We start from the raw sequence: 20,877 nt of genomic DNA on the forward strand, positions 1-20,877 counted from the left end.
TTATTCTTGATTTGCTTGTATAGCAGTTAATAAAACGGTGTTAAAAATATCATCTACAGTACAACCTCTACTTAAGTCGTTTACGGGTTTATTTAACCCTTGTAGCATTGGTCCAATAGCTAAAGCACCAGTTTCTCTTTGTATAGCTTTGTATGTATTATTTCCTGTATTTAAATCAGGAAAAATTAAAACAGATGCTTGACCAGCAACCTTAGAATCTGGCATTTTTGTTTTTGCAACAGACATATCTACCGCGGCATCATATTGTATTGGGCCTTCAATTAATAAGTCTGGATTTAATTTTTTAGCAATTTCAGTTGCTTTTCTAACTTTTTCAACTTCTTCTCCTTTTCCAGAACTTCCAGAAGAATAAGACAACATAGCAACTCTTGCTTCAATACCAAATGCTTCTGCAGATTGTGCAGACGAAATTGCAATTTCAGCTAATTGCTCTGCATTTGGGTTTGGGTTTACAGCACAATCTCCCATTACAGAAACTCTGTCTGATAAACACATAAAAAATACGGATGAAACTACACTAACTCCAGGTTTGGTTTTAATGATTTGTAAAGCTGGTTTTATAGTGTGCATTGTTGTATGCACTGCACCAGAAACCATACCGTCTGCTAAACCATTTAAAATCATTAATGTTCCATAATAAGAAACATCTCTGGTTAAATCCATTGCTGTAGTTTCTGTTAAACCTTTATGTTTACGAGCTTCATAAAGTGTTTTTGCAAAATCGTTATTGTGTATAGAATTTTCTGGATTTAAAATATTTATTTTATCTAAATCTATCTGTAATCCTAATTGATCTGCTTTATTTTGAATTTCTCTTCTGTCGCCTAATAAAGTTAAATCAACAATATTTAATAACTGCAAACGAGCTGCAGCTTCCATAATTCGTTCATCATTTCCTTCTGGTAAAACAATATGTTTTCTGCTACTTTTTGCTTTTTGCAACAGATTGTATTGAAACATACTTGGCGTTAATTTATCTGAATTAAATTTAGATAAAATACTACTAAGACTTTCTACATTAATATAGGTGTCAAAAGTATCTAAAGCTAACAATATTTTTTTACTGTTGGATGCGTAAATTTTTGATTTTACAGCACCAATTTTATTGGTTATTCCAAAAGTTCCTCCTTCAACAGAAATAATAGGAACTGAAGATTGTATTCCTTCAATTAATTTTAAAATAGAATCTTCAGGAATTAAGCTTCCAGTTAAAATGATTCCTGCAATTCTAGGGTAATTACTAGATGAATTTGCTTGTATTGCGCCTAAAATAATATCTGCTCTGTCTCCTGGGGTAACAACTAGCGTGTTCTCTTTAATACGTGTTAAATAATTACGCAATTGCATGGCACCTGTACTATAACTACCAATTGAATTATCTAAAAATTGCTCACCAAAAAGTACTCTTCCGTTTAAAGATTCTACAACTTCTTTAACAGTTGGGTTTGCTAAAAAGTGTACTTTAGGAACCACATCAATATGTACTTCATTCGGAATTACTTTTCTTAATTCTGTTTTTATATAGCCAATTTCATCAACTTCAATTTTATTAGCAATTACACCAATTACATCAACTTCTTTTTGAATAAATGAGTTATATGAAAGTTGCATTGTGTTGATAAAATCTTTCTTCTTTTTATCATTACCAGCACCAACAATTAATACAGGAATTCCTAAGTTTTTAGCAATCATTAAGTTTACATCTAATTCTGTAAAACCACCTTCGCCAGAAAAATCTGTACCTTCAACTAAAACATAATCGTATTGAGCTTCAAGGCTTTTATGTTTTTTAATAATGTCGTGTATAACTTTATCCTTTTTTCCTTCACTTAATAACTCAACAACTTCACTTTGCTCAAAAGCGTAACAATCTTCATATTTTATATCAAGATTAAAAAAATTAATTGCAGTGTATGTATGATCATCATAAAGACTGTTTTTGTCTTTGTTGATAATTGGTCTAAAATAACCAACTTTAGACGATTGATTTAGCATCATCCTTAGAATACCTAAAGACATTAAAGATTTACCGCTATTGGGCTCTATGGTAGTAATATAAATTGATTTACTCATTTTTCTTAAAATATGTGAGGCAAAAATAAAGGATAAAATAGTTAATTTTTGTGATAAATATCATTTAGTGTTTATAAAAAAATAGGTTTAAGAGTTAAACCTGTAAAATTCCCATATTAAATTTCTTTTCAATAGGAGCGTGGTTTGCGGCTTCAATTCCCATAGAAATCCAAGTTCTGGTATCTAATGGATTTATAACAGCATCAGTCCAAATTCTTGCGGCTGCATAATAAGGAGATATTTGTTTATCGTATCTTGATTTTATTTTATCAAATAATTCTGCTTCTTTTTCTGGCGTTATTTCTTCTCCGCGTTTTTTTAGTGATGCAGTTTCTATTTGAAGTAAAACTTTTGCAGCAGAATTTCCACTCATAACTGCAAGTTCAGCACTTGGCCAAGCAACAATTAGTCTTGGGTCATACGCTTTACCACACATTGCATAATTTCCTGCGCCATAAGAATTACCAATAATAATTGTAAATTTTGGTACAACAGAATTGCTTACTGCATTTACCATTTTTGCGCCATCTTTTATGATTCCGCCGTGTTCAGATCTGCTGCCAACCATAAAGCCAGTAACATCTTGTAAGAAAACTAAAGGTATTTTTTTCTGATTACAATTGGCAATAAAACGAGTTGCTTTATCAGCAGAATCATTATAAATTACACCACCAAATTGCATTTCTCCTTTTTTGGTTTTTACTAATTTTCTTTGATTTGCAACAATACCAACTGCCCAACCATCAATTCGTGAATAACCAGTTAAAATGGTTTGTCCGTAACCTTCTTTGTATTGTTCAAACTCAGAATTATCAACTAAACGTTTAATAATTTCGAGCATATCATATTGTGCATTTCTTTCTTTTGGTAGAATTCCGAAAATATCATTTTCATTTTCTTTTGGCGGAAAACTTTCGGTTTTACTAAAGCCAGCTTTGTCATAATCGCCAATTTTATCAATAATAAATTTTATTTTATCAAGCGCATCTTTATCATCTTTTGCTTTGTAATCTGTAACGCCAGAAATTTCACAATGTGTAGTTGCGCCACCTAATGTTTCGTTATCAATAGTTTCGCCAATTGCAGCTTTTACCAAGTAACTTCCTGCTAAAAATATACTAGCAGTTTTATCAACAATTAAAGCTTCGTCGCTCATAATTGGTAAATATGCACCACCGGCAACACAGCTTCCCATAACAGCAGATATTTGAGTAATTCCCATGCTGCTCATAATTGCGTTATTTCTAAAAATGCGTCCAAAATGTTCTTTATCAGGAAAAATTTCATCCTGCAAAGGCAAGTAAACTCCAGCGGAATCCACTAAATAAATAATTGGTAATTTGTTTTCTATGGATATTTCTTGGGCACGTAAATTCTTTTTTCCAGTAATTGGAAACCATGCTCCAGCTTTTACAGTTGCGTCATTGGCAACAACAATACATTGTTTATTTTTGATGTATCCAATTTTTACAACAACTCCACCTGAAGGGCAACCACCATGTTCTGCATACATTTCATCACCAGCAAAAGCGCCAATTTCTATGGATTTAGAATTACTGTCTAATAAATAATCAATTCTTTCACGAGCTGTCATTTTGCCGTTTAAATGATGTTTGTCAATTCTCTTTTGACCACCACCTAATTTTACTTTTGCAAAACGTTTACGTAAATCTGAAACTAATAATTTATTGTAATCTTCGTTTTTATTGAAATTGATATCCATAAAAAATGATTGTATTTAATTGCTAAAATAAGAAAAATTTAGCTGTAAGAATTAATAATATTATCAACTGTTTTTGCAATTTCACTGTGTAGATGTTGCTTTTCTAAACGAGTAGGTTCTGCAATTCTTTCAGTACAATTTTTCACAGAACAAGTTTCGCAAGTAACACCTACAAGATTTTTATGAAATGTATTTTCTTTCAAGAAAGCAAGTTTCTTTTTTAAATGCGGAGAAAGTAACAGTCCAAGACTTACGCTTCTATTAATATCTTTTTTAAAAGGATCTGGAGTTGCAGATGAAAGTACTAAATACTCGTTTTTTTGATTTTCGTAAGAAGAAATTTGAATGCCAAAAGTGGCTCTTTTTTTGTTTGATTTTTCTAAATCCTGAATCGTTTTTATCGATACCCAACGTCTACAATAATGCTCGTTGTTTCTATTTGCGTGAGGCGATTGCTGCTGTGTAATATGTAATTCTTTACTTAATTTATATTCTGGCGAATTCTCTTTGTGGGTAAATCGCAAGAAAAATAAATTTTTTATATTAAAATATTTAGGCAATATATTTGTTAAACGCTGATAAAAAGTTTCTTGAGAGCAATTATAATGCTTAATTAATTGATGTAGTTTTAGTGGTTTCCAGTCTTCTAAAGCAAAGAAATCTGTTAGTTTTTCAGTAAGAGATTTTCTTGAAATAATTAAAGCACCTGCAAAATAAGAGGCAATAAAATTATTTAAAACTTGATCAAAATTTTCGAATTTTACCCAAGGAAACGTATATAGTCTGTCTTCAATTTTTAGATAATTATACGCCAATTCTTTTGCATAAATAAATGTTTTTTGAGCTTCGGATATATTTTTATCTATTAAAAGTGTTTTGTTTTTAGGAATGTATATGTTTCTAATTTCTCCTAAATTTTCATATTTAGAAAGCTCTTTATCATCAATTGTATAACTGAATTCTTCAATTAAAATTTCTTCTAACTGAATAGAAGTAATTCTTTTTGATACATCTAAATGATAGGATTTTGCAAATTTTTCGACATCATTTTCGATGTCTTCAAAATAATTATTATGTGCTTCTTGGTAAGATCGTAAAGAAGCTAAAAAGAAACTTTCTCTTGTAAGATTATAGTTTTGAGAAATCTTTATAATAGTACTTATAAACGCATTTACTTTTGCTGGTGCATTTGCAATAATGTCTATTAAATTATTCTCTTTTATGCCAAAAAGTTCTAATGGTATTTCTTTTAGAATTTTAGATTGTAAAATATCGCCAATCGGAGCAAGGTTTTTATCCAACTTTAAAGATACAAAATGATCGTAAGGCACTTCTAAACTTTCTGAAAGTAATAAAATTTTATCTGGTTTTGGATATTTTTTTCCTTTCTCAATTTCATTTAAATACGATTTTGAAAGACCAGATAATTTTGATAATCCAAATAGAGAAAGATTTTTCTCTGTACGTATTTGCTTGAGTTTTAGGCCAAAAATTAACCGAATGTATTCGTCTTCTATCATCATAATATCAAAGATAATAATAAATAGCGAATTAAATAAAATAAAGTTTTTTTTAAATTTAGCGAACGTTCGCTTGTGGAGTTCAAAAATTATTTATATTATTGCAGTATAGAAATTAAAAAAGTCTAATCATGAAAGAAAATACAATTGCAAAAGAAATCAGTTTTAATGGCTTTAAGATTGATGAGTATCAAGATGTTTTAACAAGCGAAGCACAATTGTTTTTGTTAGAATTACATGATAAATTTAATCAAAGAAGATTAAAATTATTGGAAGAGAGAAAAGTTGAACAAGCATATTTTGATGCAGGAAATTTTCCTTCTTTTCCTAAGGAAACAAAAAGTGTTAGAGAATCTAATTGGGTTTGTGCTCCTTTGCCTGAAGATTTATTGGATAGAAGAGTAGAAATTACAGGTCCTGTAGATCGTAAAATGGTAATTAATGCTTTAAATTCTGGCGCTAAAACTTTTATGGTAGATTTTGAAGATAGTAATTCTCCAAACATCCATAATAATTTACAAGGTCAAATTAATTTAAGAGATGCAATTAATAAGACAATTTCATTTCATGATGACAAAAAAAATAAAACATATCAGTTAGGTGAAAATACTGCCTCTTTAATTGTTAGACCAAGAGGTTTGCATTTAGATGAAAAACATTTTATGGTTGATGGCGAAAAAATGTCTGGTTCTTTGGTTGATTTCGGATTGTATTTTTTTCATAATATAAAAGCATTGCAAGCACAAAATTCTGCAACCTATTTTTATTTACCAAAACTAGAACATTATTTAGAAGCGCGTTTGTGGAATGATATTTTTGTTTTTGCGCAAGATTATTTAAATGTTCCTCAAAGCACGATTAAAGCAACGGTTTTGGTAGAAACAATTACAGCAAGTTTTCAGTTAGATGAAATTATTTATGAGTTAAAAAATCACATGGCTGGTTTAAATTGTGGGCGTTGGGATTATATTTTTTCTTACATCAAAAAATTTAGAAATCATAAAGATTTCATGGTTCCGAATAGAGATCAAATAACGATGAAAACACCTTTTATGAAAGCGTATTCTTTATTGGTTATTCAAAAGTGTCATAAAAGAAATGTTCATGCTATGGGCGGAATGGCTGCTCAAATTCCAATTAAAAATGATGAAATGGCAAATCAGTTAGCGTTTAAAAAAGTGATAGCAGATAAAGAACAAGAAGTAAAAAATGGACATGATGGAACTTGGGTTGCACATCCAGGATTGGTTTCTGTGGCAATGGCTGTTTTTAATGAGAACATGAAAACTAAAAATCAAATACATAAATCTAGAAGTGATGTAAAAGTTTCTGAAGCAGATTTAGTTGAAATACCAAAAGGTACAATTACTGAAGAAGGAATAAGAAAAAATATAAACGTTGGTATTTTATATATAGAAAGTTGGTTGCGTGGAAATGGCGCAGCAGCAATTTATAATTTAATGGAAGATGCTGCAACTGCAGAAATTTCTAGAACTCAGGTTTGGTTATGGCTTAGAAATGGAATTATAATAAATAACGGAGAAACATTTAACACTAAAAATTATGAAAAATTCAAACATCAAGAGATTGAAAAAATTAAAAATTATGTTGGACAAAGTGGATTTGATACTGGTAAATTCAAGGAAGCGATACAGTTATTTGATGAACTTGTTTTAACAGAGAATTTCGAAGAATTTTTAACACTAAAAGCGTACGATCAAATATAAAAAAAATGTCTCGCAACTACTGTAATAGTTAACGAGACGAAATTATCAAAATCTAGAAAAACCTTAATAATCAAATACAAAATTATGAAAAATTTATCAGAAAATAGTTATAGTTCAGCTTTAGACACTGTAAGAAATCTAAAACAAAAATATGGGAATTCTTGGAATGCAATAAATTCTGAAAGTGCTGCAAGAATGGTTTCTCAAAATCGCTTTAAAACAGGTTTAGATATTGCAAAATATACGGCTTCAATTATGAGAAAAGACATGGCAGAGTATGATGCAGATTCTGCAAATTACACGCAATCTTTAGGTTGCTGGCATGGATTTGTTGCGCAACAAAATATGATTGCAGTTAAAAAACATCATAAAACAACAAGCAAAAGATATTTATATCTATCAGGTTGGATGGTTGCTGCGTTGCGCTCAGAATTTGGTCCTTTGCCAGATCAATCTATGCATGAAAAAACAGCAGTTTCATCCTTAATTGAAGAAATTTATGATTTTTTACGTCAAGCGGATGCAATTGAGTTGAATGATTTGTTTAGAAGACTTGAAAGAGGAGAGGATGTACAAAATGAAATTGATAATTTTGATTCTCATATTGTGCCAATTATTGCTGATATTGATGCAGGTTTTGGAAATGAAGAAGCTACTTATTTGTTAGCTAAAAAAATGATTCAAGCTGGTGCTTGCGCAATTCAAATAGAAAATCAGGTTTCTGATGCAAAACAATGTGGTCATCAAGACGGAAAAGTAACGGTTCCTCATGAGGATTTTATTGCAAAATTAAATGCAATAAGATATGCGTTTTTAGAATTGGGAGTTGAAGAAGGAATTATTGTGGCAAGAACAGATTCTGAAGGAGCGGGTTTAACTCAAAAATTACCAGTAAGTCAAGAGTCTGGAGATTTAGCTTCTCAATATTTAGCTTTTGTAGAGGCAGAAGAGATTGCTATTAATGAAGCAAAAGAAGATGATGTTTTATTAAAAAGAGACGGAAAATTAGTTCGTCCTGTAAGGTTAGCAAATGGTTTGTATAAATTTAAAGAAGGTTCTAATGTTGATAGAGTTGTATTAGATTGTATTACAAGTTTACAAAATGGTGCAGATTTATTATGGATAGAAACACCAACGCCAAATGTGAAACAAATTGCACATATGGTAAATAGAGTGAAGCAAATTGTGCCAAATGCTAAATTAGTTTATAATAACTCGCCTTCATTTAATTGGACTTTAAACTTTAGACAGCAAACTTATGAAGAAATGCTTGCGGAGGGAGAAAATATGACTGCTTATGATCAAAATAATTTAATGGATCAACAATATGATGCATCTGAATTAGGATATCGTGCAGATCGAAAAATTAAAACTTTTCAAATTGATGGAGCAAGAGAAGCTGGTATTTTTCATCACTTAATTACGTTGCCAACGTATCATACAACAGCATTACACATGAATGATTTAACTGAAGGTTATTTTGGTGAAGAAGGAATGTTAGCGTATGTAAAAGGTGTTCAAAGACAAGAAATTAGAAAAGGAGTTGCTTGTGTGAAACATCAAAGAATGGCAGGTTCTGATTTAGGTGATGATCATAAAACTTTTTTTGCAGGTGATAAAGCTCTAAAAGCTAGTGGAGAAAATAATACTTCAAATCAGTTTGAAACAGTTGAGGAATCTAAAGAAATGAGAAATGAAATAGGGAAAGTAGCTTAGATAAGCTAGTTTATTAATAGTTGGTTAAAAAAAACCTCTTTGAATTATTTCAAAGAGGTTTTTGATTGTTTGTTATTTTCTAATCAAAGAAAAGTGTCCTTTTTTGTTGATGGCTGGTTTTGTTATGTCCGCAGGAATTAGCGTAACATTAAACCAGTAATCATCAGAAGAAAGCGTTTTTCCTCCATAAGTTCCGTCCCAACCTTGGCCGTCAATTGGTAACTGAGCTACTAATTTTCCGTATCTGTTAAAAATATTGATACTACTATTTGGGTAAAAAGTTTTGTTTGCACCTCTTACAATCCAAGTGTCATTATCTCCGTCAGCATTTGGTGTAAAGAATTTTGGAAATTGAATAACAGAAACTAACAAAGTTGTATCTGGAGAACATCCGTTTTTATCGTTTACAATTATTTTATAAATTCCGCCTTCTAGGTTTTCAAAAAGAGGATCGTCTTGAAAACCAGCAAAAGGAATTCTCGTATTTTCATCTGTGTTTTCAATTGCAAATTGATAATCACCAGGACCTAAATCATTGTCAATTGTGTTAATTGCTATAGATAAATTGCTTTCGCTACCAATATTATTAGATTCATCAATAATGGTGATAAAACTATTTTCTAAAGTTGCAATATTTGATTCGTTTATAACAATTGTTTCTGTTCTAGAACAGAAAGTTCCGTTAGTAGTTGTAGCAGTTACAGTGTAAGTTCCCGCAACGGAAATATTAACATTGTCTTCTGTGCTAACTGTATCTCCGTTTTGATATTTCCAAACATATTCGTAAGTACCTTTCTGATTTTCTACAAAAATATTAAGTGGTAAATTGTTTAAACACAAAATTTGCGGAGTTGTTACCGTAAAATCTGGTAATGGATTTACAATTACATCAAAAAAGGCATCATCATTTATACAGCCAGTTTTTTTGTTTTGTATGCGAACATAAATTGTTTCTGTTGCTGATGAGTTTTCGTAAGGAGATGAAATTGGTAAATCTCCAGATGTTGCATTTGCTTTTGATGAATGAAAAGTTACATTAAAATCATCTGGATCTTGAGAAGCGCCTAAAATTTCAGGAATTTTCCCGTCTAAATCGATGGTTTGAATAATGTTATTTGCATCATCAAAATCATCATTATTATCACATTCAGAAAGATTAGAAATTGTTTCGAAAGTTGGTTCCGGATTTACAATTACATCAAAATTAGAAATTCCATTTGCACATTGTGCATCAGCATTATAAACACGTACATAAATTGTTTCTCGATAAGGTGTTAAATTAGTATATGGTGAAACTAAAGGTGAATTTCCATTTTGTGCTTCTGCAAGTGATCTGTGATAAGTTACTGTAAATAAACTAGGATCTTGAGTTCCTAAAATTCCTGCAGTTTGGCTTTCTAAATTAATTGTGTCAGAGAACCCGTTTCTAGCAGAACCATCGGTATTATCATCGCAAACTTCTAAATCGCCTACAAAATTGGCAATTGGTAAAGGATTTACAATTAAATTAAAAGTTGTGTGATCTGTAAAACAGCCAGTTGAATTATTTGTAACTCTAACATAAATGGTCTGTAAATCTCTTACAGAATTTGTAAAAGGAGATGAAAGAGGATCGTTTCCAGAATTTGCATTTGCGGCAGAATCATGATATGTAACTGTAAAATCTGCTGGATTTTGAGTTCCTAAAATTGTTGCAGTTTGACTTTCTAAATTAAAGCTTTGTACAATTCCGTTTGTTGCGTCTCCATCATTTATATCGTCACATAATTCTAAATCATCAACAGTTTTTGCGGTTGGAACAGAATTGGTTTTTAAATATAATTCTCCAGTTCCATTACAATTGTTATTATTTTTGTTGGTGATTTTAAAATAAATAGTTTGTCTAGTTATGTTTGATGGAAAGCCAATGTTTCTGTAATTAGAAATGTCGGTAATTTTGTTGATAACAGCAGTTCTGTCGTCTTTAGATTCGTAATAAGAAACTTCTAAATCGGGTCTTAAAATTGCAGGGAAGAAGAATAAAATTTCTGATTCTGCGTCGCTAAAATTAAAATTAGTAATTCCGTCTGTATCATTATTTAATGCTCCGTTTGTTCCATCAGTTTGAAGAAAATCATCACAAACAGCTGGGAATTCTTTGTTGTAAATAACATCTGCAGAAGCTTCAACTTCTAAATTAATTTTAGAGATATTGTAGCATCCTTCAGTAGAAATTGTTCTAACCCAAGCTTCTCCATTTTGATTTACAGGATATCGTAATTTGTCTGTAATTTCTGGGGTTCCTGCTATTGCATGCGCTTCGGTTGCAAAATATGTAAAAGTTTCATTTTTGTAATTTGATGAAATACTAATTTCTGCTTCAGTAAGGTTTATAGTAGAAATTCTGTCTAAATCATCATCACATTGTTTTAATTCTACAATAGCTGTAACTATTGGTTTAGGGTTAACAGTTAGGGTAATTATGTCTGATGTTATTGTACAGGCATTTCCCGTTCTATTTAAAACAACTCTGTACTTATTGTTGTTGTAAGTTAAAGGTATATTAGTAAGTTTTAACGAATTGGTGCTACTTTCACTATAGATAGCATCATCTGAAATGATGTTCCATGTTGTGCCGTCAATTGAAACCCACCATTGAAAACTATCAGCAGTAGTTTCTATTGTAATTGTGTCTGTAGAAGCTTCACAAAAAATTTCATCTTCAAATTTTGTAATAACTATTGGAGCGCTTGTTATATAATCTAAATTAGGAGTTGTATATCCATTTGTGATGTTTAATACTTTTCCATTTGTATCTACTTGAAATGGACTTGCGTCAATGATTCCATCGGAGTTAGCATCAGTAAAACCGGCTTCTTTAGTGTCAAAACAAGCATCATCGTCTGAGTCTAGTTCCAAGAAATTTAAAATAGTATCAGAATCAGTATCTGTAATTGTGTAATTAAGAATTGCATTATCAGCAGTTGTTTCTAGATTGTTAATAAGACCGTTAATTCCAACTGAGGTTGCGTTTGCATCATCAATAATTCCATCATTGTTTGTATCCACTAAATTATGACCAGCTTCTGCTAAATCAAAAATTCCATCATTGTCTGAATCAACATCTAAGTAATTAGGAATGCCATCATTATCTGTGTCAATATTTGTGATAATTCCGTTAAAAATATCGTCTAAACCATCTTGATTTACATCAAGATTTGATAATATAATCTGTGGAGAAGAAGCTTCTGAAATATCAGGAATTCCATCATTATCAGAATCTAAATCAAACATGTTCTCAATTCCATCGCCGTCAGAATCCAAAGAAAAACAAGTAAGTTGAATGTTTCCATTAAATGTTGATGTAGCAGCTATTCCTGAAGATTGATGTTTAAAATCGATTTGATCTACTTGATTTGCTAAAAACTCAAAAGTACTTGCCGCTCCAGTTGTATTTGATTTATATTTATACCAGATTTCTGATGCAGAAATATTGGTAATTCCGTCTTCAAATTCGCCATCAAAATTAGTGTCGATTAAAAGTTGGTCATCAGGGTCTAAAAGTGTGATATTTTTAGAGTTTGGGCCAATTTTTAGGATAAAAAATTCTCCAGCAACTACTTTATGGTCAAAAGCTTTGTTTTGAGTAAATTTAAAGTTGATTTTTTGATTAAAGTTAATTTCATATTTTAATTTAGAATCTGTTGCAGGATTTATTACGGAAACAAAATCCCCTTCAGTATTTCCTGTAAAAGAATTGGTGGGTTCTGTTATTGTGAAAATAGGTGTTGTAATTGATGAAGTTTTTGTATTGTCTGCAAAAATTATTTCAGGATTATTAATATCTGATAAATTTAAAGCTGCGTTTCCAAAAGATTCATCACAATTTAAAATTCCGTCATTATCAAGATCAACATCTAAATTATCTATAATTAAATCGCCGTCAAAATCATCAGGACAAATACTAACAGGTATTTCAATAGATTCAAAAGTAGCTCCTGTACAGTCGATAATTCCAACTAATTTATATCTTCCAGGTTCAGATGCAATAGGTTTGTAACTAGAATTAGTACTTCTTTCTTCCCAAGTTAATGTGGTTTCATTGTAATAATACCATTTTATGCCTCCATCAAAAAGTTCTGTGTTTGCTGCTTGTAAAGTAATGTTAGGTATACAATTTCCTAAAGAAGAAACGGTTGTGTTAAAATTAATTTCTGGAGCAGAAGGAAACCCAGAATAAAAACTACCAGAAGTGGCTGCTCCATTTCTGTTAAAATAAGCACAATATAATTCTTCGCTGCTTTCTACACTTACATTTCCTGTAAGGCCTGTTATTTTATAAGTAACATAATCAGGGTTTCCGTTTACAGAACTTGGTCCAGTTGAACTAAATGAAGAGGTTGGTAGCCCATTAATACTAACAGTTGCGCCAGTATTTGTAACTATCGTTACCCCTCCTCCAAAGTTATTACTTCCAATTTCGTCAATTGATGATATGTTGTCTACATTTCCTTTGCTTTCACAATTTAAAGGAGGTACAAAAAATAAACCTTGGTTGGCGGCGTCGTCACCAAAACCAACACCTTGATAAGCAAATGCAGGTTTTGATGTTTCTATGTACATGTTTCCATTTGCATTGTAATATCCTCCTTCGATAACATGAAATTCTCCTGTGTTTATTGTTTTAACAACTGTACCTCCAACTTTTATTTCTGTATTGTTTTCGTGGGCAACAATAAGCACATTTTCCCATTCATCTTCTCCGTCTCCTCTAACAAAAATATATTCAGTTCCAATTTTTGATGCATCTACAATTTGATCTATACCATAGTCTCTATTATTACTGCCTTCATAAAAACTACCCGTTGCAGAACCCGAGTTTACTACAATAGGTTTTTCTGAGTGAATTAAAGTTCCTATTAAGTCATTTGGATCTCCTCCAGCATCCGAAGATACAGAAACTATAAAGCTTTCTCCTCTATTTAGATTTTTTGTGAAAGGGAGAGAGCCAGAATAGTTGTTAATTGAAATTCCTGCAGAAAAATCATCAAAAGTAATATTAGTATCATCTTCTGTTGCCATTACAGAAATAAAATTTAAAAAACCTCCTTTGGGAGAAGGGCTCCAAAAACCTCCCATTCTAAAATCGGTTCCTAAAGCCGAATTCCCTTTACTAACTATTGCTGCTGCTTGAAATGTACTTGAAGATACCATTCTGATTGAAACATAGATTACGTCGTCTGCTTCAATAATATAGCCTTTAGTAGTTATAATTGTTGCGGTATTATTAGATTCTTGAAATAATTGATCGCCAACTCTTGATGAAGTTGTAGTGTAGGGTTTAGAGTTTGAAACAGTTCCTTTTATTTCTTCGGATGAAGGTCTACCGATAGGTGTTATTGTAAAGTTAACATTATTATTTTTAGGAGTAGAAATATATATGTATTGATTTTCAATAGGATCATCACTCGTAATTGGTGGTAAATAATGTGTTTTACTTAATTGAGCATTAGTGTTTTGAAAAGTAAAAAAACTAATTAAAAATAGAATTGAATAAAAAAAGGATTTTTTTAACATACAAGTTGCTATATAGAATAAATTATTTTGTCAAAAATAGTTAGAAATTAATCAAAAATTCAAACAATTACCTAAAATTAAGTAACAAAGAAGGTTTAATTGCTACATATAATTAAAGTAATATTTCTTTTACTAAAAAAAAATAACGAAATTGCTTGTCTAAAAATTGTTCAACTTTAAAAACTAAAAAAAAATATGTCTGATGATTTTGATTTATTAGAAACTAATTCTGCTGAAAAAACTGAAAAGGTAGATGTAAATTGGGGTAAAGCTGTAGATACTATGAAGTCTAAATTGGCTCAAGAAGATGATCCTCAACAACGTCAAAAAATCTTAAATGCTACCTTAGATGATGTTGTACATATGGCAGAAAAAGATAGAACTACACTTTTAGATGCTATTAAAGATTTAACAGACTATCAAGATGAAGTTGGTATTATGTTCGAAAAATTTTCGGCATTAAACCCAACAGAACAAAAAGTGATAGACGATGCTCAAAAAGAACTAGAAAGAGCAAGAATTGAATTAGAAGACGCACAAAATAAACCAGATACTTGGTGGAACAATCTTTGGGGAAGAAAATCCAAGATTAAAAAAGAAGAAGTAGAGTTTGCAGAAGCAGAAAAAATTAGAGCAGGAGCAGATAATAAAGCAAAAGCAATGTTTCAGCAACGTATAGAAAGTGCAGATATTCAAACTTTATTAAGTGAACTTTCTTATAAATCTCAAGCAGCAGTAAGTCGTTTAAAAAACAGAGAAGTAGAAATTAAAGAAGTTGAAGAAAAGCTAAAAGATGCAATTGTAGAAGCTTCTAAAAACCATACAAAAGCTTTAGAAAAGAAGAAAGAAATAGAAGATAAGTTAGAAGAGCAATATGCTTTATTAAAACAATCTCGTCAAGAATTAGACGAAATTGCTGACAAACAATCTACAGAATATTCAGAAGCTATTGGAAAAGTTACCACTTTAGAGCAAAAAGTAGAAGAGTTAGAAGGTCTTAAAAATGCATATACAACTTTAGCAGCTTCCAAAGATAGTTTTGTTCACAAACACAATTTAACAATCAAAGTTTTAACTTCTTTGCGTTCAAATTTACAAACACATAGAGCTAAATTAAAGTCAGATACTGAAGAGCGATTAAAGTATTATGATGGTTATGTAGTTGCCTTAAAAGCAAGAACAGATCAAGAATTTGCGGCTATTTTAGAGCATTTAGGAGTAAAAACCGATGAGCATATAGGTGCAACTTTAGCGTCAATGCATTCTGCAAGTGCCAGAGCTCGTCAAGAAATGATGGACAATATTCCTGTTCACGAAAAAGTAATGAAAGGTGTGTACAGCACTTATGCAGAAGCGTTACAAGAAATTAGAGAAAAGGATGGAGATATTCAAAAGAACTTTGCAGACAGATATGGAATTGATATGAAAGAGATTTTCGAAGATTTCTATAAAGCTGATAAAGAAACTCCAGTTTTAGAAGATAATTCCACAACAGAAGCACCTAAAAAAGAGGTTTCTGATGATGATATGTTAAGCTAATTTTTAAAAGAAAATTATTTGAAGGGCGTTTCCCTGATGAAAAATCAGGGTCAGGCTTTCCATTATATCTTTTTTCAGAAAAAGAAAAAAGGATGCCATTTCAATCCTTAACGCAGGCTTACTTGTTGCTTTTTAGATAACTAAAAGTGCATTGTTTATTTAAAGATAATATCAAATTAAAACACAAAATATAAATATATATTATATTTGTGAAAAATAAATATAAAATGGCAACATTCACATCTTCTTTACCAGATGCTCTTTTAGAAAAACTATCAACTTTAGCAAAAGAGTTAAAGCTTCCTAAAAATAGGCTTATAGAAAATGCTTTAGAATTATACTTAGAGCAAATAGAAAAAGCGAGTTATATAAAATCGTATCAGCAAGCTGCTACAGATAAAGATATTTTAGTGGTTGCAGAAGAAGGTATGCAAGATTATTTTAATACTGTTAATAATGCAGATTCTAAATAATGAAGCAAGGTGAAATTTGGGAGTTATATTTAAATCCTACAGAAGGAAGTGAACAAAGTGGAAGAAGACCAGCTGTAATTATTAGCGGTAATATGCTAAACAAATATTTACAAGTTGTAATTGTTTGTCCTTTAACCACAAGTGTTAAGAATTATAAAGGCAATTTAATTATCAAACCAAATGCAAAAAATGGTTTAACTAAAATTTCTGAAGTATTAACTTTTCACGTTCGTTCAGTTTCTAAAACACGTTTCGATAAAAAATTAGGCGAAATTCCATTAAAAGATGTTGAGGTCATTAAAAAAACCTTAAACGATATTTTGAAGTACTAGCTATGATAACAACTCCCTTAGATTCTGCTGTTTTAAACACCAAAGAACAATACGTTTTTTATCACAAAATGGTAGATTTTGTTTTAAAAGAAATTATTGTAAGAATACAGCAAGAGCAATTGTGCAGTCAACAAGAAGTGGTGTTTTTTAAGCAATATTCAGATTTACTTTTATATTCTATTGAGGCAATGCGTATTAAATATATGTATGATGAAGAAGATAATATGAAAGTAGATTTAACAGATTCTGGATTCCCTAATTATTTAGAATTTAGATATTTGTATAACGATTTAGAGCTTAGAAAACAATATTTAGATAAATTAGTAGATACAAGTATTTTAAAAGAACAATTTTTAGATACGCTTTTAAGAAAAAAGCAACCCATAAAAAAAACAGAACTTTTTAAAGCATCATCAATAATTTATTACACTTCTGTAGAAAGACAATTCATTTTCAATCGATTTGTGCAAGGTAAAATTTTAGATGCTCCAAAAGATGCGAATTACGATTATGTTACCAGCTGGAGTTTTTACGATGTTAGTCATAATAGACCATTTATCTGTTTTATGTATTTCAATTACGATGGAAATAATGCGATTAAGGATAAAGAAAAAATTTATCAAACTTTAAAAGAAAGTGCAGATAGAGAAATGTCTTTAGACACAATGGCTTATAATATTGATCGAAAATTAACAGGAATTCAACCAAAACACATCAAAAGAATAGATCTTGGGCCTTTACACAATGTTTTTGCTAAGGATGAAAACCAAATTACACACGCAATTTTAAGCGGAATTTCAAGCAAAACAGTTTCATTAGAATCTTATGCTGTTTCTTTAACCATTGATGAAGTTTTTTCTGGAGACACATTTACAGAAGGCGGATTTTTCTCAAAACAGACAATGCAAAAATGGAGCGATGTTATCAAACAAAAATATCTTTTTGCACCACATAGAATTATTCAACTTTTGCACAATCAAATTCCTAGGTCACTAGATAATTTAGCCAAAGAACCTATTCAAATGGCAGATTTGAAAGTTAAATAAAATTTGAAAAAGAATTACAAAATTAGTAAGTGGCTAACAGCCAAAATCAAATTGCTAAAAGCTAAAAAAAATGGAACACAATTCAACTTTCCCTATAAAACAAAACGAATTAGATATGCTTCGTGATGAAGCTACAGATTATATAAAAACCGTTCAATGGGAGCAAGGTAATAAAGCAAAAAGTAGGGAAAAAGATGCGAAAGACGATTCTATTTTACTGTATTTATCAAGAGCAAATAATGGAAGTAATGTAGAAATTACATCTGTTTCTAAAACCATTTTAGCACTTAAAAAAAGATTATTGCCAGATTCAATTGCAATTCCTGTGCATTTAAATCAGACTTTATTTGCAGTGCAAGAAGGCTTAACTTTAGGAATTTGGATTAAAGATTCTTACTATGATGCATCAGGTTTATCTTCTTTAAACGAGCGTAAATCTGGCTTAAATTCATCCCAAAAAAGAGAGTTCGAAAGTAAGTTACAAACAGCAACAGCATTTCAATTATTTGCAACTGCTTATAAAATTTTACACGATTTAAAACCATCTGCTAGTGATGATTTATCTGTAATGAAACAGAAATTTGCAGGTATTCCAGAAGTGTCATTTTTATCACCTTTAAAAGGAATTGCTTGTGCATTATTTTATTTTGATAAATATTTAGGACATCCAGAAATCATAAAATCAGATAAAGATGTTATCGATTTTACAGTAGTGTATTTCGAAGCTTTAATTGATGAAATTCAGTTGCGTAAAAGTAGTTTAGAATACACAGAAACTATTGTTGATAGAACCTACAAACTAGAAAATTCTGATTTTGCTATTTCTGGTTGGGAAAACGTTTTTCAGGGTACAGCAAAAAGTGTTGAATTTAATAAAATTCAATTTGAGCAAATTGTAGGGAACAAAGATGCCAAACATTTTGCACGTAGATTAACAGAAAGAATGCTGAGTTATGATTTTGAAGCACAGAAAAATCCGTTTCAAGAATTAGGTGGATTTATGCCCGTTTTTATGGGATATGGAATTCCAGGAACAGGAAAATCGATGTTAATTGCGGCCATAGCCACTCGTTTAAAAGAACATTGTGATCATTTAGATATTCCGTTTTTATTTCATCCAATGCCAGACACGTTAATTTCAACTTTTCAAGGTGGTTCTGCAGAAAAAATGGTAGAATGGATGAAACCTATGCAAGATCCTACAAAAATAATTTTTGCGCCTATTGATGATGCTGAGAATAATTTACAAGAAAGAACTGCACAAGGTGTTTCTGCTGGAGTTAAAGAAGTTATTGGTGTTTTCTTAAGATATACAGAAGGTGCTTATGCCGTAAATTATGGAAATTCTTCAGTAGGTTTATTTACAAATTTGCCAGAAATGTTAGACAAAGCTGTAATTTCTAGAATTCAAGGTCGATTTAAGATTGATGGCGCAAGAACTGAGCACGATTTTCTAGATCAAGATTACATTTGGTGGAAGAAATTTGAAAAAACAATGCCAGGTTTTGTGAATATGCAAAATCCAAAAAAATACGATTTTTTAAAAGATCAAGGTTTAACCAAAAGTATGGGCGAAATTCTAAATGCAATAGAAAAACCATCAGAAGCAAGGGTTTTAGAAGCCTATGACAAAGCAAGTCAGAATCATAAAACCAACGAACATTCGTTTTTTGCAAGTTTGTATAAAGAAATTCAAAACATATTTCCTTTCTTTTCATCAAGAGATGTTAGAAACATTCAGTCTGCAATTTCTTTGCGATTAACAGATTTTGATTTAGAACAAGATTGGTTCGTTAATCCTGAAATTTACTTTAAAAAAGATTATCAAACGAAGTTTAATATGTTACAAGAATTAATGAAAGCCAATATGAAAGGCCTCGATTTTTCTGAAATTAGAAGACAAGAAGTTGTCAGATATTTAGACAATGTTGCAACTATTGCAGATACCGATTTTAAACGTAAAGTTGATGCAAGAGTAAATCAATTGAATATAGATTTAGAAGCGAGAAAAAGTTTTGAAAATGGAAATTAAAAAGAAAATTAACAACGTTTCATCAACCTTAAAATCTAATGGTTGGGGAAAATTAGAAGACATAAATTTTGACTATACTTTTGAGAGTGGAACATCAAAAAACCTAACTTTCGAGATTTATGGTAAAAGTGATGGAATTGCCATTTTGTTATTCAATCCTAAAACTAATAAAGTAATTTTATCCAAACAATTTAGAGTTCCTGTTTATGTTCACGGATTTTCTGATGGATTTTCTATTGAAGTTGTTGGTGGTGCAATCGATAAAGATGAATCTCCAGAACATGCTGCAATTCGCGAAACTGAAGAAGAAGTTGGGTACAAAATAGATAAAGTTAAAAGAATAAGTACGGTTTTTTTATCTCCAGGAATTGTAAACGAAAAAGTGCATCTTTTTATTGGTGAATATGCTGATGAAAATAAAACCGAAAATGGAGGAGGAGTACTAGCAGAAGATGAAGAAATAGAAGTGTTAGAAACTGAATTCTCAGACGCTTTAAAAATGATAGCAACCGAAGAAATTATTGATGCAAGAACAATTATGTTATTGCAATATTTACAGATTAATAAACTGCTAAAATGAGTGGATTCGAAGAGTTTGATAATTATCAAGCTAAATTTGAAAAAGCAAGTATAGGAAGAAGAATAGTTGCGTCTGTAATAGATTTTATTATTTATTACTTTGTTTGTGTCTTTTTGGCATTAGTTTTAGATAATTCTTCTGAAAGCATTTTTAGCTTTCATTTAGAAGGTTTTTCAGCTTTAGTGGCATTTTTAATTGGTTTTTTTCTTTGGCCAGTAAGCGAAGGAATTTGGGGACAAACTATAGGAAAACGTTTTATGGATATTAAAGTGGTTTCTAAAGATTATACTGATGTTAATATGGGGCAAGCTTTTGGTCGTTTTGTTTTAGGATTTATTGATTGTTCTTTTATTAGCGGAATTATTGCTACAATAATAAATAAAGACAACCAGAGAATTGGAGATATGGCTGCAGGAACATTTGTAATTAATAGTAAATATAAAGAATAAAAGAAGATGTTATTTTTTAATAGGTAAGAATAACTTTTAAAAAACTCAGAGATTCTCAGTGATTTTTTTCGTTGATTATCAGTGAAATAA

General features: G+C 30.7%; 13 protein-coding genes. 9 read left to right on the forward strand and 4 right to left on the reverse strand.

The window, feature by feature from the left end:
* The 3 genes from pta to BLT70_RS04450 all read right to left on the reverse strand — a co-directional run bounded on the left by pta (nucleotide 1) and on the right by BLT70_RS04450 (nucleotide 5,340).
* Entirely contained in the window at nucleotides 1–2,094 is a 2,094-nt protein-coding gene (gene pta / locus BLT70_RS04440; protein WP_091892064.1) for a phosphate acetyltransferase, read from the reverse strand.
* A 94-nt stretch (nucleotides 2,095–2,188) separates the two neighbouring features.
* Nucleotides 2,189–3,817: an acyl-CoA carboxylase subunit beta gene (locus tag BLT70_RS04445; RefSeq protein ID WP_091892066.1), complete on the reverse strand. Its 1,629-nt coding sequence runs from the start codon at nucleotides 3,815–3,817 to the stop codon at nucleotides 2,189–2,191.
* A gap of 38 nt (nucleotides 3,818–3,855) precedes the next feature.
* Nucleotides 3,856–5,340, reverse strand: coding sequence for a helix-turn-helix domain-containing protein (locus tag BLT70_RS04450; protein WP_172824389.1), 1,485 nt, complete (start codon nucleotides 5,338–5,340; stop codon nucleotides 3,856–3,858).
* Between the two features lie 128 nt (nucleotides 5,341–5,468).
* Here BLT70_RS04450 and aceB point away from each other — a divergent pair, with 128 nt between their 5' ends.
* Together aceB and BLT70_RS04460 are read left to right on the forward strand one after the other, a co-directional pair.
* Nucleotides 5,469–7,064, forward strand: coding sequence for a malate synthase A (gene aceB / locus BLT70_RS04455; RefSeq protein WP_091892068.1), 1,596 nt, complete (start codon nucleotides 5,469–5,471; stop codon nucleotides 7,062–7,064).
* A gap of 84 nt (nucleotides 7,065–7,148) precedes the next feature.
* Nucleotides 7,149–8,780, forward strand: a complete 1,632-nt coding sequence (locus BLT70_RS04460) for an isocitrate lyase (RefSeq protein ID WP_091892070.1) — start codon at nucleotides 7,149–7,151, stop codon at nucleotides 8,778–8,780.
* A 72-nt stretch (nucleotides 8,781–8,852) separates the two neighbouring features.
* Here BLT70_RS04460 and BLT70_RS04465 read toward each other — a convergent pair whose 3' ends face one another.
* Nucleotides 8,853–14,336, reverse strand: a complete 5,484-nt coding sequence (locus BLT70_RS04465; RefSeq protein ID WP_091892072.1) for a T9SS type B sorting domain-containing protein — start codon at nucleotides 14,334–14,336, stop codon at nucleotides 8,853–8,855.
* A gap of 195 nt (nucleotides 14,337–14,531) precedes the next feature.
* Between BLT70_RS04465 and BLT70_RS04470 the strand changes: the two genes are divergently transcribed.
* From BLT70_RS04470 to BLT70_RS04500, 7 genes are all read left to right on the forward strand, one after another.
* The gene (locus BLT70_RS04470; RefSeq protein ID WP_091892073.1) at nucleotides 14,532–15,875 is read left to right on the forward strand and encodes a microtubule-binding protein; all 1,344 of its coding nucleotides are present in this window, start codon (nucleotides 14,532–14,534) and stop codon (nucleotides 15,873–15,875) included.
* 227 nt (nucleotides 15,876–16,102) lie between these two features.
* Nucleotides 16,103–16,348 carry a ribbon-helix-helix domain-containing protein gene (locus BLT70_RS04475; RefSeq protein ID WP_091892075.1) on the forward strand — a complete coding sequence of 82 codons (246 nt, stop codon included), beginning with the start codon at nucleotides 16,103–16,105 and terminating at the stop codon, nucleotides 16,346–16,348.
* Nucleotides 16,348–16,680: a type II toxin-antitoxin system PemK/MazF family toxin gene (locus BLT70_RS04480; RefSeq protein ID WP_091892077.1), complete on the forward strand. Its 333-nt coding sequence runs from the start codon at nucleotides 16,348–16,350 to the stop codon at nucleotides 16,678–16,680. Before BLT70_RS04475 ends, BLT70_RS04480 begins: the two co-directional genes overlap by 1 nt.
* A 2-nt stretch (nucleotides 16,681–16,682) precedes the next feature.
* On the forward strand, nucleotides 16,683–17,726 hold the full coding sequence (locus BLT70_RS04485) for a hypothetical protein (protein ID WP_091892080.1): 1,044 nt from the start codon (nucleotides 16,683–16,685) through the stop codon (nucleotides 17,724–17,726).
* Between the two features lie 70 nt (nucleotides 17,727–17,796).
* The gene (locus tag BLT70_RS04490; RefSeq protein WP_091892082.1) at nucleotides 17,797–19,758 is read left to right on the forward strand and encodes an AAA family ATPase; all 1,962 of its coding nucleotides are present in this window, start codon (nucleotides 17,797–17,799) and stop codon (nucleotides 19,756–19,758) included.
* Nucleotides 19,748–20,338 (forward strand): NUDIX domain-containing protein, encoded by a 591-nt coding sequence (locus tag BLT70_RS04495; protein ID WP_091892084.1) that lies wholly within the window; start codon nucleotides 19,748–19,750, stop codon nucleotides 20,336–20,338. The genes BLT70_RS04490 and BLT70_RS04495 overlap by 11 nt, the downstream gene beginning before the upstream one ends.
* Nucleotides 20,335–20,787, forward strand: coding sequence for an RDD family protein (locus BLT70_RS04500; RefSeq protein ID WP_091892087.1), 453 nt, complete (start codon nucleotides 20,335–20,337; stop codon nucleotides 20,785–20,787). Before BLT70_RS04495 ends, BLT70_RS04500 begins: the two co-directional genes overlap by 4 nt.
* The last annotated feature ends 90 nt before the right edge of the window (nucleotides 20,788–20,877 follow it).

The sequence above is a fragment of the Polaribacter sp. KT25b genome, from assembly GCF_900105145.1.
Taxonomy (GTDB): domain Bacteria; phylum Bacteroidota; class Bacteroidia; order Flavobacteriales; family Flavobacteriaceae; genus Polaribacter.